The 15307-nt window shown below is 40.3% G+C and carries 13 protein-coding genes; all 13 read right to left on the bottom strand.

Annotated features, from left to right (window positions below; all coding sequences use genetic code 11):
* Positions 1-63 precede the first annotated feature (63 nt).
* The 13 genes from dnaI to citZ all read right to left on the bottom strand — a co-directional run bounded on the left by dnaI (position 64) and on the right by citZ (position 15060).
* On the bottom strand, positions 64-999 hold the full coding sequence (gene dnaI / locus KHA95_RS12140; RefSeq protein WP_213137769.1) for a primosomal protein DnaI: 936 nt from the start codon (positions 997-999) through the stop codon (positions 64-66).
* Entirely contained in the window at positions 986-2398 is a 1413-nt protein-coding gene (locus tag KHA95_RS12135; RefSeq protein ID WP_213137768.1) for a replication initiation and membrane attachment family protein, read from the bottom strand. Before KHA95_RS12135 ends, dnaI begins: the two co-directional genes overlap by 14 nt.
* A 16-nt stretch (positions 2399-2414) precedes the next feature.
* Entirely contained in the window at positions 2415-2870 is a 456-nt protein-coding gene (gene nrdR / locus KHA95_RS12130; protein WP_213137767.1) for a transcriptional regulator NrdR, read from the bottom strand.
* 177 nt (positions 2871-3047) lie between these two features.
* On the bottom strand, positions 3048-3650 hold the full coding sequence (gene coaE, locus KHA95_RS12125; RefSeq protein WP_213137766.1) for a dephospho-CoA kinase: 603 nt from the start codon (positions 3648-3650) through the stop codon (positions 3048-3050).
* A 17-nt stretch (positions 3651-3667) separates the two neighbouring features.
* Positions 3668-4303, bottom strand: a complete 636-nt coding sequence (gene ytaF, locus KHA95_RS12120) for a sporulation membrane protein YtaF (RefSeq protein ID WP_213137765.1) — start codon at positions 4301-4303, stop codon at positions 3668-3670.
* Positions 4304-4389: 86 nt separating this feature from the next.
* Positions 4390-5223: a DNA-formamidopyrimidine glycosylase gene (mutM, locus tag KHA95_RS12115; protein ID WP_213137764.1), complete on the bottom strand. Its 834-nt coding sequence runs from the start codon at positions 5221-5223 to the stop codon at positions 4390-4392.
* Between the two features lie 17 nt (positions 5224-5240).
* A complete protein-coding gene (gene polA, locus KHA95_RS12110; RefSeq protein ID WP_213137763.1) occupies positions 5241-7874 on the bottom strand; it encodes a DNA polymerase I in 2634 nt (877 codons plus the stop codon).
* 883 nt (positions 7875-8757) lie between these two features.
* Positions 8758-9693: a protease modulator HflC gene (hflC, locus tag KHA95_RS12105; RefSeq protein ID WP_213137762.1), complete on the bottom strand. Its 936-nt coding sequence runs from the start codon at positions 9691-9693 to the stop codon at positions 8758-8760.
* A complete protein-coding gene (gene hflK, locus KHA95_RS12100; RefSeq protein WP_213138081.1) occupies positions 9693-10643 on the bottom strand; it encodes an FtsH protease activity modulator HflK in 951 nt (316 codons plus the stop codon). The genes hflC and hflK overlap by 1 nt, the downstream gene beginning before the upstream one ends.
* A 95-nt stretch (positions 10644-10738) precedes the next feature.
* Positions 10739-11185, bottom strand: a complete 447-nt coding sequence (locus KHA95_RS12095; RefSeq protein WP_213137761.1) for a MaoC/PaaZ C-terminal domain-containing protein — start codon at positions 11183-11185, stop codon at positions 10739-10741.
* Between the two features lie 126 nt (positions 11186-11311).
* Positions 11312-12250 (bottom strand): malate dehydrogenase, encoded by a 939-nt coding sequence (gene mdh, locus KHA95_RS12090; protein WP_213137760.1) that lies wholly within the window; start codon positions 12248-12250, stop codon positions 11312-11314.
* Between the two features lie 350 nt (positions 12251-12600).
* Positions 12601-13869, bottom strand: a complete 1269-nt coding sequence (icd, locus tag KHA95_RS12085) for an NADP-dependent isocitrate dehydrogenase (RefSeq protein WP_213137759.1) — start codon at positions 13867-13869, stop codon at positions 12601-12603.
* A 75-nt stretch (positions 13870-13944) separates the two neighbouring features.
* Positions 13945-15060 carry a citrate synthase gene (gene citZ / locus KHA95_RS12080; RefSeq protein ID WP_213137758.1) on the bottom strand — a complete coding sequence of 372 codons (1116 nt, stop codon included), beginning with the start codon at positions 15058-15060 and terminating at the stop codon, positions 13945-13947.
* Positions 15061-15307 lie beyond the last annotated feature (247 nt).

The following is a 15307-nucleotide window of genomic DNA, read 5'->3' as shown; positions in this document are numbered from 1 at the left end:
AACATTAAACTTTAACAGGGCCTTCTTGTAAAAAAGTGTCCTTCTCATTTGAAGGACACTCTCCTATTGATGACGGCGATTCGGCCCGTCCAATTTGACTGGTGTAGCAAGATAGCGAATTCTTTCCATAATCCGGGCTGCTTTCATTTTTTCCTCTTCCCCACGTTGCGTGTAGGTGAGATGATATTCAAGCCCGTTAAAATCAAAATTAGAAGAGAAAAAGGTTGGGAGTTGTTCATGCATCCGGAATTGGAGAATCGAGCCTAAAATTTCATCCCTTGTCCAGCTCGACATCGCTTCCGCGCCGATATCATCCAGCATGAGAATCGGGGCGTTTTTCACCGCTTCGAGTTTCTGATTTAACGTTTGGTCACCAAGCGATTGCTTCATTTCTCTGAAAAACTCAGGTACATAAACGATGAGCGAGGCAATTTCCTTTTCAGCAAGCTGATTGGCAATTGCTCCGAGTAAGTATGATTTTCCCACACCAAAGCTTCCGTGCAAATATAAGCCTTTCATCTCTTTCCCCGGCGCATACGAAGCGGCAAATCTTTCCGCATATTCGAAAGCAAGATCTCTGCCGGGATTATCGAGCGAAAAATCAGCGAAGGAAGCACGTAAAATGTCCTTCGGTACGTAAATGCTTTTAATCAGCTTTTCCGTTTTTCTCCGTTCATCATGGACGATCTTTGACGGACAGGGACGATAATGAACTTCAATGACTTCTTTATGCAAAACGAGAACAGGCTCGTACCCCGACATCATATTGATACAGCCTTCCAAATTGGGGCAATCCTCACATTTTCTCGTTTGCGTCGTATATTCATAAAGCTTCATCATGTTTTTTTCAATGATGCTGCTTGTGATCTGCCCTTTACTTTCTTCAATAAAAGCGCGTATATCACGGTTTGATAATACTTCTGCCTTCAATTGTTCATAGCTCTCTTTAAAGGATGAGGAGTTGGTAATTCGGTTCAATGTTCGATTAATCGGCTCCACCTTCTTCACCTCCGTTTTTCTTATACTTTTGTTGGATCGCTTCTAGTCGTCGGCGGCGCTCCTCGATTTCACTTGCATTTTCCGGTTCTGATTGATTCGTTTGATTTTGAGATGTAAACCAATCAGGTAATTTCTCGGTACGAATCGGCTTATTTTTCCGTTGCTTCGGCTCTTTATTGCCACTCGCCCATTCTTGGTATTGACGATGTTCATTTTTCGCTAATTCCATTGCCGCTGATACGGTTTTTATTTTTTTACGCGACCAATGCGAAGCGATTTTCTCCAAATAATTTTTCGTCAGCTTCATATCCGTTTTTAAAGCGACATAATGAATCAGGACATTTACCACACCAGGAAGCAGCTTTTGTTGAAATAAAATATCCTCTACCGCTTGAAGATCGGCTTTTGCTGGTGCTGCACCATCTGATAAATCAATCAGTAGCTGCCTTGGTGAGACGGTTTCCAAATAATGAATGAGCTTACTTTCCATCGTTTCCCCTTGCGTGACCGATTCACGGTGAAGGGCAGGCTGATGATGATCAACAAGCTCTGGCAATTGATCAGCGTTTTCCATTTGGTACCAATCTCTTGCCGCTTTCCTTAATTCTTCTAAATCGATCGTATCATTTGCATTTAGACTGGATAGGACGATATTTTTCATATCAATCGCATTTACTCCATATAAAAAGCTTAATTTCGCAATTGCTTCTTTTACTTCCTTAGTGAACAGCTTTCTCGGAACCATCATTTCCGTTAAACCAGCAAATAATAAATCAAAGTCGAAATCCGTTTCATCGATTCGTATCGGGGTCGTCCGTTCTTTTTTGAAAAATTGCTGGCCCTCATCAGGCTCACTTGCTTCATGCCCATCTGTTTGATGAAGCATTGCCGTTCCGTAAGAAGTAAATACATCTTGAAAGGATCTTGTAATATCATGAAATTGCTTTGTATCAATGCTTTTATCAGAAAAGAACCTTTTTAATTTTAAAAACTGCGACTGACCGAGCTTTTGATATAAATAAATATTTAACATCCCATCGGTAAAAAATTGCTCCGGGGAAAGTGGAGGATGAAGCTCGTATACGAAGGAGCGCGCATCTGGTTCATTTTTGATATATGTTTTAAGCAGGCCGATTCCTTCTAGCTTTAATCGCGCTTGATAAATTTCTTGTAAATTTAATCCAAGCAAATTCATTAAATGATAATGATTCCATTGCTCTGACCATAGTCGATTTTCCTCGACGGCATGCCAAAGTGTAGAATACATGCTTGTGCAAATCGGACCAATGAGCGGCTGATACAAAAAGGTGATGACTTTTTTATCATCATTATGTAGCATTCCCTTCATCGTCACGGAAAAAGAATCGACAGGCTGCACTTCATTCCAATGCTGTCTCATGTAAAACCACACTCATTTACTCTTTTTTAATTAAATCTTTCAGTTCATCAAGGAATACATTAATATCTTTAAATTGGCGATACACGGAGGCAAATCGAACATATGCGACTTCATCAATTGTAGCTAGTCTATCCATCACCATTTCTCCAATATGGTCGGATTTTACTTCTGCCTGTCCTTGATTGCGTAAATCTCTTTCAACATCATGGGTAATTTTTTCAAGTTGATCAAGAGAAACAGGACGCTTCTCACAGGCACGAATTAAGCCGCGTAATATTTTTTCCCGACTAAACTCTTCACGAATTCCCTCTTTTTTTACAACAATAAGTGGCGTTGCCTCCACCCGTTCAAATGTTGTAAACCGATAAGAACATTTCTCACATTCCCGCCTTCTTCGAATTGCTCTCACTTCATCTGCTGGTCTTGAATCGACCACCCTTGTGCCATTATGTTGACATGATGGACATTTCATCCTCATCAGCTCCGTTCAACTGCTTGTCATTATTATTACATTATACCTTACTTTTTCTTGGAATGTGAAGAAAAGCGGAAGCGACCGTTTGGGGTTATTGCAGAAGGAGCATTGATAGCTAAGCTTAGCTAGAAATAATGGTTGGGAACAGATAAAAAAAGAGTGCTTAGACACTCTTTATGGATTTAATTCCCATTTTTCAATTAATTGGTCGAGCTGGATTTCGCTCTCTTCTATCGAGCGATTATTATCGATGATTGCATCGGATAGACGTTTTTTATCTTGCAGTGGCCATTGTGACGCAATTCTTGCCAGAGCATCGTCTTTGCTCAGTTGATTCCTCACCATTAGGCGCTCGAGCTGGACTGATTGCTCGACGAACACAAGAATGATTTTACTGACAAGATGGGTCAGATTGCTTTCAAACAAAAGGGGAATGTCATAAATAATTGTTTCCTTACCTTCTGCAATCGCCGCTTCTTTCCAATCATTCATTTTTTCTCGAACAGCTGGATGAACGATTTGATTTAATTGCTGTCTTTTTTCCTGATCATGGAAAATGATGGAGCCAAGCTTTTTTCGATTGATCGCTCCATCCTCCAAAAGGATCTCGCTGCCAAATGCTTTAACAACTTGTTTATACGCTTCTTCCCCCGGTTCTACAACTGCCCGAGCCGCTACATCCGCATCGATGACTGTGAATCCTCGCCTCTTGAACATATTTGCGATCGTACTTTTACCACTAGCGATTCCGCCCGTCAATCCGATCAATGTCGCCATCATTCAACCTCTTTCATTTACATTTTTAACATTCCTATAACCATAAGGAGCACCCCAGGAAGAAATGCTAGCTTTTGCATCCAACTTGATTTAGAAAAGAACCGTCCGATATGCAAACCGCATGTAAGAAATAAACAACTCATCACTGCCGCACTCGTTGCTAAAAGAAGCGGAGAAAACCCGAGCATCGCAGCCCCAATTCCCGCACCAAACGCATCGAGTGATAAAGCCAAGCCGAGCAGTAAGGCTTCTAAACCTGTCACTGTTCCTGAGTCATCCATATCTGCCATCGTCGGTTTTTTTAAAATATGAATCACAACGCCAAGCGATTTTATTTCCCATTTCAACACTAGTTTTTCTTCGGATGCCTGAGGATGGTCCTTTTCTTTTTTTAAAAATTGAAAAACAACAAATGCTCCAATGAAGATTAAGATCAAGCCGCCAAGGCGATTGGCAAAACTTGGGCTAAGAAACTGCTGGATCAATTGACCGGCAAGCATAGCAATGCCTAATGAACCGGCTGTGCACATCGCTATAATAAAGATGGACCGAATCGGGATCCGCATTTTTCTAAGCCCATATGCAAGACCCGTACTAAAGCTATCGAGACTGATTGCCATCGCAAGCAGCAATAAGGCGAATGAAAAACCCATAATCAAGCTCCTTCCTCTCTACAAACCAATATCTAACTCATTGTATGAGGAAGCTTCTCTTCTTGTTATGGAATTCATCTAGATTGTCATACGCCTAATTTTTGGCAAACAGGACAAAAATGGGTTCCCCTTCCAGCCAATTTCATTTTTTCAAGTGGTGTTCCACATTGCTTGCATTCTTCCCCTTGACGACCATAAACAAGCAGGAGCTCTTGGTACGTCCCACTTTCTCCAAATGAATTCATATACGTATTCACGGAGCTACCACCTGCTTGGATCGACTCTTGTAAAGTTTCAACTGCTTGTTTACGCAAAAGAGCAATCTCATCATCCGTTAACGAGCTTGCCACCCGCCCTGGATGAATATTGGATCGAAACAACACTTCATCTACATAAATATTGCCAAGTCCTGTTACGACGGTTTGATCAAGGAGGACTGCTTTAATGACTCTTTCCGTTTTCATCAGCCGCTCTTTAAAATACACGTCGGAAAATTCGTTTGAAAAAGGCTCAGGACCGAGCTTTGAAAGCGGCAACTCGGCATGTTCCGTTCCTTTTGCAAATAAATGCATCGTCCCAAACTTGCGAACATCGCGGTAGCGAAGCTCCGTTCCATCCGTGAATCGAAACAGAACGTGAACATGCTTATCTTGCTCATCTCCCCGTCTTGCCAAACGATAATTTCCTTCCATGCGCAAATGAGAAACGAGTGAGTAATCATCGAGCATAAAAATTAAAAACTTGCCTTTTCGGTCGATGTCATCGATCGTTTGTCCTTGTAACGCATCGATAAATTGTTCAATTTCCAACGGATACTTAATGATTTTTGGCCAATGAATAACTACATCTTCGATTGTTTTTCCTTTGACAAGCTCAATTAATGACCTGCGCATCGTTTCTACTTCTGGTAATTCTGGCATTGCTTTTTTCCCCTCACTTATTTCGCGTCGAACCACGTAGGTCCGTAAGAATATTCCACTTTTATCGGTACATCTAGCTGAAGCGCCTGCTCCATTACCGCTGGTACAATTTCTTTTAATCGCTCAATTTCCTCCGGTGGTGCTTCGAAAATGAGCTCGTCATGGACTTGAAGTAATAAGCGCGTTTGTAATCCTTCCTCTTCAAGTCGCGCATCCATATCAATCATTGCTTTTTTAATAATGTCAGCAGCGCTTCCTTGAATCGGCGTATTCATCGCTGTTCTTTCCGCGAAGCTTCTCAAATTAAAATTACGGCTCGTAATTTCAGGTATATAACGTCTGCGATGGAGTAACGTCGATACATAGCCTTTTTCTTTTGCCTCCATGATAATGTCGTCCATGTAATGTTTCACACCTGGAAAGCTTTCTAAGTAGCGTTCAATAAATAATCCCGCTTCTTTCCGTGTAATTCCTAAGCTTTGGGATAATCCGTAATCGCTAATTCCATATACAATTCCGAAGTTAACCGCTTTTGCTTGCCTTCTCATATTTGCCGTTACTTCATCTGCATCAACATGAAAAACATCCATTGCCGTTTTCGTATGAATATCTTGATCATTTGTAAAAGCTTCGATCAATTTTTCATCGCCAGCAATATGAGCAAGTACGCGAAGCTCGATTTGCGAATAATCAGCTGCAAAAATGACCCAATCTTTTTCAGATGGTATAAATGCTTTCCGAATTCTTCGACCTTCTTCCAACCGAATCGGGATGTTTTGCAAGTTCGGATCGATCGAGCTTAGCCTGCCCGTTGACGTAAGCGCCTGATTGAAGCGTGTATGCACTTTTTTCGTATCTTCATGAACAACTTTTAACAAGCCTTCAAGATATGTTGATTGCAATTTTCCAAGCTGGCGATAGTGAAGGATTTCTTCGACGATCTCATGTTTTGGAGCTAATTTCTCCAAGACATCTGCCGCTGTCGAATAGCCAGTTTTCGTCTTTTTAATGACCGGCAAGCCAAGCGTTTCAAATAATATGACACCAAGTTGTTTTGGAGAGTTAATATTAAACTTTTCTCCGGCATGTTCATAAATTTTTGACTCGATTTCTTTCAGCCGTTCAGCAAGTTCTTCCTTCATTTTTTCTAAATAGTCCGTATCAACGGTAATGCCTGTATATTCCATTTTTGCTAAAATAAACGATAGTGGCAGCTCCAGCTCATAAAATAAATCAGATTGCTCATTTTTTTCCAATTCCGCCATGATTGGCTCATATAAAGCCGCAATTGCGCTCGCCTTCCTAACAAGATGCTCCGCTAGGACATCACCTTCCGCCACTTTCTTTTTTGCGCCTTTTCCGTAAATAGCCTCATCCGAAGAAACATCCGTATAGTGATGACGCTTCGCTACTCCGGAAAAATCTTCGTTCGACTCAGACGGATTAAGTAAATAAGAGGCAAGCAGCAGATCGAATTCGATCCCCTTTAATTCAATCCCATGTCGATGCAATGTAACGATTGAACGCTTCGCATCATATACTTGTTTCTTTTTCGTTTCATCCTCTGCCCAGCTTTTGAACCGTTCAGACTGAAGAGCAACATCTGTTGGAATGTAAAAATTTCCATGTTCGTTTACTAATGCAAATCCAGCAATCGGCTCGGTATGATAGCTGTCTTCAAGTACTTCTACGTAAAAAGCATTTTCTGCTGCAAACATCTCTTCTGTAATCGTCTCAATCGTTGTAAAAGAAATGTCCTTGATTTCTTCTTTTATCTCCTCTTCTTCCCCGCCATCCACTTTTTCAAGCAAGGAATTAAAGCCAAGTTCTTTAAAAATAGCTGTTAGCTTCGCTGGATCATAGCCTTCAAATTGTAGCTCGTCCACCGAGATCGTGACAGGTGCTTCCGTCGTAATTGTTGCTAACTCCTTACTCATCTTTGCTTGATCGCTAAATTCTGTAAGTCGTTCTTTCAACTTTTTCCCGCTTACATTATCAATATTATCAAGTAATTCCTCTAATGTTGGATATTCCTTAAGCAATTTGATCGCCGTTTTTTCCCCCACCCCAGGCACGCCAGGAATATTATCGGATTGATCGCCCATTAATCCCTTCATATCAATGATCTGCTCAGGTATCAGCCCGTATTTTTCTTGAATATGTTCCGGAGTGTATTCCTCAATATCGGTAATTCCCCGTCTCGTAATACCGACAGTAATGCGATCTGTCGTTAGCTGTGTTAAATCTTTATCTCCTGAAATGACTTTAACGTCGTATCCACCCTCAGCTGCTTTAACTGCCAAAGTTCCAATAATATCATCCGCTTCATAATTATCCAGCTCATAACGTTTAATGCCATAAGCATCTAGAAGCTCACGCAGAAATGGAAACTGCTCAGACAGCTCTGGTGGCGTCTTTTGTCTACCACCTTTATACTCTGTAAATGTCTTATGGCGAAACGTCGTTTTACCAGCGTCAAAGGCAACAAGAATATGTGTTGGCTTCTCATCCTCAAGCACTTTCATCAGCATCGTTGTAAATCCGTAAACCGCATTCGTATGTATGCCCTTATCATTATTTAAAAGTGGCAAAGCAAAAAAAGCACGGTATGCAATACTGTTTCCATCAATTAACATTAATTTCTTATTCATTAATCCTTAACCCCCATTTTGGAGTGCATTTGTTCTATCTATTTTAGCATGTAGAGTGATGAAAGTGAAAATAATGCTAGTACCCTAATAATTTCAACTTAAGAAACGTTAATAAAATGCCCTTTAAATGCGGACATACTTGTGTATCCAGCGGAGCAGCTAAAATTGGTATCATGAGGATGCCTTATAGACAAAGTCCGTCGTTTTAAACATGTTATGGGAGATTAGAGAACTTCTTATGGACAGTGTTTGCAGGTTAAAACATGTTACGGGAGATTAAAGAACTTCTTATCGACAGTGTTTGCAGGTTTAAACGTGTTACGGGAGATTAGAGAACTTCTTATCGACAGTGTTTGCAGGTTTAAACATGTTATGGGAGATTAGGGAACTTCTTATCGACAGTGTTTGCAGGTTTAAACATGTTACGGGAGATTAGAGAACTCCTTATCGACAGTGTTTGCAGGTTTAAACATGTTACGGGAGATTAGAGAACTCCTTATCGACAGTGTTCGCAGGTTTAAACGTGTTATGGGAGATTAGAGAACTTCTTATGGACAGTGTTTGCAGGTTTAAACATGTTATGGGAGATTAGAGAACTTCTTATGGACAGTGTTTGCAGGTTTAAACGTGTTATGGGAGATTAGAGAACTTCTTATCGACAGTGTTTGCAGTTTCAAACGAGATATGGGCTATAAGAGCTCACCCATTAGACATTGTTTGTATTGTTTTTATATTTAATGAATTGTAACACCTGTTCATTGACCTTAACGCTTTTTCCTGTGGCGTACCAAAATTATCTTTAGAAAAAAAAGACACCCTTGATGTATCAAGAGTATCCTTTTTTATAAATTTTTTTAATAAAGTAATCACATGCGGTACATCTTTATTGCGTGTATCCCATCAATAGACGAGCATAAGGTGAATCGGATGGGATGACGATAACTGTATCCTCACCGATCGTTTTCTTATATGTCTCAAGCGTTCGGAATAAATTGTAAAATTCCCGGTCTTTCGAAAAAGATTCATTATATATTTGCGCTGCTTCCCCTTCACCTTCAGATCGAATGACATCTGCATCCGCTTGAGCTTTCGCAAGCATTTCACGTACTTTTCGATCCGTTTCAGCTGTGATTTCGTTTTTCTTCGCGTCCCCCATTGACAAATACTCTTGCGCTTTTGATTCACGCTCGGAAACCATTCGCGTATATACAGAGTTTTCGTTCTCCTGTGGCAAATCGGTTCGCTTCGTTCTAACATCTGTAACAACGATCCCATAATTATCTCTTGCAAGCAATTCATTCACTTTCTCTGTTACACGATCATTTAGACTTCCGCGTGATGATTTCTCATCATTAATGATTTCGTCATAGTTTAATTGACCTAGCTCGGCGCGAACGACGGAATGGATAAACTCTTGCATCCTCGACTCCGCGTTAACAACAGTTCTCGCATTTGCAATCATTTTGCGTGGATCATCAATTTTCCATACGGCATAATTATCAATGATCATTCGTTTTTTATCTTTCGTATTGATTTCTTCTGTATGTGATACATCGTATGTCATTTGATATTTTGGCAATGTCGCTACCGTTTGAATAAACGGTACTTTAAAAGAAATTCCCGGTGTACTTTTAATGCGTACAACTTCACCAAATTGACGTATAACTTTATGTTCTCCCTCTTTTACAACGAAAACACTGGCCATGAAAAGGATGAATAAAACGAGTAAAATAACGAAAAACAGACCAAACTTCGTATATTTCTTCCATTCCTTTTCCATGCCTCTACGCGCTTCTAAATCAATAATATTCTTATCCATTATTGATTCCCTCCCTCTTCTTCTTTTTGAACGGCTTGTTCACGTTCCAATGGACGAATAGGGAAGTATTTCAGCGTATTGCCATCATCATTCATAATATAAATTTCTGCATTTGGTAGAACTTGTTCCAATGTTTCAAGTGTTAAACGCTCACGCGTAATTTCAGGATTTGTTTTGTATTGTTCATACAATTTATTAAAAACAGCTACATCTCCTCGCGCCGCCTCAAGCCTTGCCGCTCTTTCCCCTTCAGCTTTAGAAATGATCGCTTTCTTTTCCCCTTCAGCCTCATTCATTCTTTTATTCTCATATTTTTCTGCTTCATTAATTTTTGTGTTCATCATTTCTCTTGCGTCTGTTACAGCTGTAAATGCTTTGCGCACATCATCGTTAGGGAGCTCAACATCTTTCAGATTTACCGAAAGAATTGAAATCCCAATATCATACTTATCAATGAGCGACGCTAATAACTCACGTACATCTGCTTCGATCTCCGCTTTTCCTGATGTTAATGCATCGTCAATCTTCGAGTTACCAATGATGCTTCTTAGTGAAGCCGATGTCGCATTATACAGAATCACTTCTGGCTCCTCAGAATGGAATAAATACTTTTTCGGATCAGTAATTCTCCATTGCACAACAAGGTCTGCAAGTACAATGTTTTCATCCCCAGTGATCATTTTTGTTTCACTCGTATTTCCTTCGCCATCCTTAAAACCAAACTCCAACTTTAACGTTTCTCTTGCAAGCTTTTCTACATTTTGAATCGGCCAAGGCAGTTTAAAATGTAAGCCTGGATCCGTTACCGTTTCCTCTGCTTTTCCAAATGTTAAAATAACTGCTTGGTCAGACTCATCCACGGTATACCATGACGTCAATAAAATAAGTACAAGTACTAGAGCAGCAACGACAAGTGCTGTGACCGTATAAACCCTTTTTAAGCTCATTATCCACTTTCCTTTCTATATTTCTCTTATACTTCTATACGAACAAGTAGGGATAAGGTTTCATTATGAAAGGAGAGATTCAAATGAATCTCTCCTTATTAATCGAAATGAAGCGGCGGGCTTACAAGTAACTTGCCTTTAATGACCGCTTCCTCTGTTTCATTCATTGCTTCCACATAAATTGTTACGGTTTTATCTGCATGATTGACATCGACAACTTCAAATAAAAATTGAACAATCGCATAATGGTGAACTGGTTGGAGAAAATCAATTTCTTGTTTTAAAATATGCGAGCCGGGGCCAGGTAAATATTTTGATATGGCGGCAGTAATTATTCCTGTGAGCATGATCGTGGGTACAATCGGCTTTTTGTACGTTGTTTGTGAAGCATAGTCATGTTGGATATACAGTGGATTTGCATCATTTGTTAAGCCAAGAAATAACAGCAAATCTTTGTCTTCCATTTTTTCAGTTAATGATAATTTTTCACCAACTGATATTTGTTCGAGCTTTTTGCCGAGCTTGCGTTTTTTTCCCAATAGCAAAACATGCACCCCCATGATAATTAAAAGTTTTCAAAATAAACTTTCTATTATCATACCATGTTCTTACTCCTTTTTAACAAGAAAAAAAGGTGTTCACTGATTTTTTTCAGGAACACCTTCTGATGATTAAGCTAAAACTTTCATCACTTCTTGAACAGCATTAGCTGATTTTTGCAATGCCCCTTTTTCTTCCTCTGTTAGCTCAAGCTCGATAATTTTTTCGATTCCATCTTTTCCAAGGATTGTTGGAACGCCAAGATAAATGCCGTCGAAACCATATTCCCCCTCAAGATAAGCAATTGCAGGAAGGACACGACGTTGATCTTTAACGATTGCCTCAACCATTTCAACAAGAGATGCTGCCGGAGCGTAATAAGCACTTCCGTTTCCTAGTAAATTAACAATCTCACCGCCGCCTTTACGTGTACGCTCAACGATCGCATCAAGACGGTCTTTTGGAATAAGCGTTTCCAACGGGATTCCACCAGCATATGAATAACGTACGAGTGGAACCATCTCATCTCCATGGCCACCGAGAACAAAACCGGTTACGTCCTTAACCGAAAGATTCAACTCTTGAGCAACGAATGTACGGAAGCGTGCCGTGTCAAGTACTCCTGATTGTCCGATCACTCGGTTTTTCGGAAAGCCGGATTCTTGGAAAACCGTATATGTCATCGCATCAACTGGATTTGTAAGGACGATGATATAGCAGTTAGGCGAATGCTTCGCAATTTCTTTTGTTACACTTTTCATTACCTTTTGATTCGTTTGAACTAAATCATCGCGACTCATTCCAGGCTTACGAGCAATTCCTGCTGTAATGACGACAACATCAGAATCTTTCGTATCTTCATAATCGGAAGTACCGATGATGTTTGCATCAAACCCTTGAACTGGACCCGCTTCAAGCATATCAAGTGCTTTTCCTTTTGTCGGATTTTCCATTTGCGGAATATCAACAAGTACGACATCACCAAGTTCTTTTTGTGCAAGCAAAAATGCAGTTGTTGCTCCTGTAAAGCCGCCGCCAATAACTGAAATTTTTTTCCGTTTCATCGTCATAAGAAATCCCTTCCTTCTTAAAAGTCAATTGTGCCTCGGCGTAATAGCGTTCAGGTTTTCGAGCCCGTGCCCGCAGGATGCGGCAAACTTAGGTTGCCTTCCTAAACTTCTCTAAAAATCTACAACATCCGCCCGAGGTTTAACTTGAGTCAGCAAATCTTCTTGTACCGAAAGTGAAGCGTCAGAGACAGGAAGTTTGAACTCCCCCTAATTTGAAAAGTAATACGACCCCACCCTTATAGAAGTGAGGGACTTCCGCCCATTCGAGTTAAAAATATGTATGGAACGAGCGCAGCCGTTACAAAGACGAATGCGCTCGCTTCTTGGCATAAATGCCAATTTCATACTACTTACATGTTTTCGATTAATGCGTTCGCAAATTCAGATGTTTTCACTTCAGTTGCGCCTTCCATCAAGCGTGCAAAGTCGTAAGTAACTACTTTTGATTCAATTGTTTTTTCAACAGATTTAATAATTAATTCTGCTGCTTCTGTCCACCCTAAATGCTCAAGCATAAGTACTCCTGAAAGAAGAACAGAAGATGGGTTTACTTTATCAAGACCAGCATATTTTGGAGCTGTTCCATGTGTTGCTTCGAAAATAGCGTGTCCTGTTTCATAGTTAATGTTTGCCCCTGGAGCGATTCCGATTCCACCTACTTGTGCAGCAAGTGCATCAGATACGTAGTCACCATTTAAGTTCATTGTTGCAACAACATCGAACTCTTTTGGACGTGTAAGGATTTGCTGTAAGAAAATATCAGCAATTGCATCTTTAATGATAATTTTCCCAGCTGCTTCTGCGTCAGCTTGTGCTTTATTTGCAGCATCTGTTCCTTGCTCTTCTTTAATTTTATCGTATTGGCCCCAAGTGAATACTTTGTCACCAAACTCTTCTTCAGCAAGCTCATAGCCCCAGTTTTTGAACGCGCCTTCTGTAAACTTCATGATGTTCCCTTTGTGAACTAAAGTTACAGATTTACGGCCTTCTTTAATCGCATAATTGATTGCCGCACGAACGAGACGCTTTGTCCCTTCAGCTGAAACCGGCTTGATTCCAATTCCTGAAGTTTCAGGGAAACGGATTTTGTTTACGCCCATTTCATTTTGAAGGAAATCAATAACCTTTTTAACGTCTGCCGTACCTTCTTGATATTCAATTCCTGCGTAAATATCCTCTGTATTTTCACGGAAAATAACCATATCTGTGTCTTCTGGACGTTTGATTGGTGAAGGAACACCGTCAAAATAACGTACTGGACGCAAGCATACGAACAAGTCCAATTCTTGACGAAGTGCAACGTTCAATGAACGGAATCCGCCACCGATCGGAGTTGTAAGTGGACCTTTAATCGCGATAAAGTACTCACGAATCGTTTCTAATGTTTCTTCAGGTAGCCATTCACCAAATTTATTGAACGCCTTTTCACCCGCGTATACTTCTTTCCATTCGATTTTCTTTTCTCCTGCATACGCTTTTTCAACCGCTGCGTCTAATACTCGTTGTGCTGCCGCCCAAATATCAGGACCTGTGCCATCTCCTTCGATAAAAGGAATGATCGGATTATTTGGAGTGTTTAATACACCATTTTCAACAGTAATTTTTTGACCTTGTGACATCTTTTTCCCCTCCAACTGTATTCTCAACTTCATATGTTATCAGAAATATTGACAAATTTCTAATCCTATTCGATTTCAGCGCTCTGAAATCGGGATATATTTTTGCATCCCTGGCCCTGTATACTCAGCGCGAGGACGAATAAGACGATTATTTTCATACTGCTCTAAAATATGTGCTAACCACCCTGACACCCGGCTCACTGCAAATATCGGCGTGAATAAATCATGGTCAATGCCAAGGCTATGATAAACAGACGCTGAATAGAAATCAACGTTTGGCGGCAATGGCTTCTGTGAAGTAAATACTTCTTCTACCTTCGCAGAAATTTCATACCATTCAGGCTCGCCTGTAATTTCTGTCAGTCTTTTAGACATTTCTCTTAAATGCTTCGCGCGTGGGTCGCCTTTACGATACACACGGTGACCAAAGCCCATAATTTTCTCTTTATTATTTAACTTGTCAAGAACGTATTTTTCCGCATGATCGACTGTACCGATTTCAGAAAGCATTTTCATAACTTGCTCGTTTGCTCCACCATGAAGTGGTCCTTTAAGAGCGCCAATCGCAGCTGTAATTCCAGAGTAAACATCAGAAAGCGTAGCTACGCAAACACGCGCAGTAAATGTAGATGCATTTAGTTCATGATCAGCGTGTAAGACCAATGCCTTGTCCATCGCTTCGATTTCGATTTGATCAGGTTGTTTTCCCGTCAACATGTATAGAAAGTTCTCAGCAAACCCCATATCTTCGCGAGGGGCAATCGGTTCAAGACCTTTACGCACACGCGAAAATGCCGCTACGATTGCTGGCATTTTCGCCTGCAAACGAATCGCCTTGCGGTAATTAGCTTCTTTATCCATTACATCTGCTTCATCGTCATATAGTCCAAGCGCCGAAACAGCTGTACGAAGCGCTGCCATTGGATGTACTTTGTCAAGTCGGTATGTTTTAAAGCTTTCAATTAATTCTTGTGGAAGCTCCATATTTTCCGCCAATTGCTTTTTAAGTTCCTGAAGCTGAGCTTCATTCGGCAGTTCTAAATGCCAAAGTAAATAAATTACTTCTTCAAAACTTGCATTTTCAGTTAAATCATCAATATCATATCCAACATATGTAAGGGTGTCGTCGATGATCGAACTGATCGAAGATGTCGTAGCTACGATACCTTCAAGTCCGCGTGTTGCTGTCATTCATAATCTCTCCTTTTACTTTCTTTTCGTATGAAAATGCATGTTGCAAATACAAATAGACTGCTATGTAAATATAACGTTTTTAGCAATCGATCATTTGCCTGATCAAATCCTTCTTTCTACTCACATGCAAACTGCTTCCCTAAACATTATAACCAACTCTTCGCCATTTGGGAATGGAAACGCTTATAAAAAGACAATACTAGACTTTTAACCTGATTTCTAAAATCTATTAATCGTTCATGAA

This window comes from Bacillus sp. FJAT-50079 (assembly GCF_018343515.1).
GTDB lineage: Bacteria > Bacillota > Bacilli > Bacillales > Bacillaceae_C > Lederbergia.
This window is presented reverse-complemented; position numbering and strand designations above follow the sequence as displayed.

Coding starts and splice junctions, on each gene's coding strand:
- KHA95_RS12135 (WP_213137768.1), bottom strand. CDS start 2,398: ATGAGACAGCATTGGAATGAAGTGCAGCCTGTCGATTCTTTTTCCGTG.
- nrdR (WP_213137767.1), bottom strand. CDS start 2,870: ATGAAATGTCCATCATGTCAACATAATGGCACAAGGGTGGTCGATTCA.
- coaE (WP_213137766.1), bottom strand. CDS start 3,650: ATGGCGACATTGATCGGATTGACGGGCGGAATCGCTAGTGGTAAAAGT.
- ytaF (WP_213137765.1), bottom strand. CDS start 4,303: ATGGGTTTTTCATTCGCCTTATTGCTGCTTGCGATGGCAATCAGTCTC.
- mutM (WP_213137764.1), bottom strand. CDS start 5,223: ATGCCAGAATTACCAGAAGTAGAAACGATGCGCAGGTCATTAATTGAG.
- polA (WP_213137763.1), bottom strand. CDS start 7,874: ATGAATAAGAAATTAATGTTAATTGATGGAAACAGTATTGCATACCGT.
- hflC (WP_213137762.1), bottom strand. CDS start 9,693: ATGGATAAGAATATTATTGATTTAGAAGCGCGTAGAGGCATGGAAAAG.
- mdh (WP_213137760.1), bottom strand. CDS start 12,250: ATGACGATGAAACGGAAAAAAATTTCAGTTATTGGCGGCGGCTTTACA.
- icd (WP_213137759.1), bottom strand. CDS start 13,869: ATGTCACAAGGTCAAAAAATTACTGTTGAAAATGGTGTATTAAACACT.
- citZ (WP_213137758.1), bottom strand. CDS start 15,060: ATGACAGCAACACGCGGACTTGAAGGTATCGTAGCTACGACATCTTCG.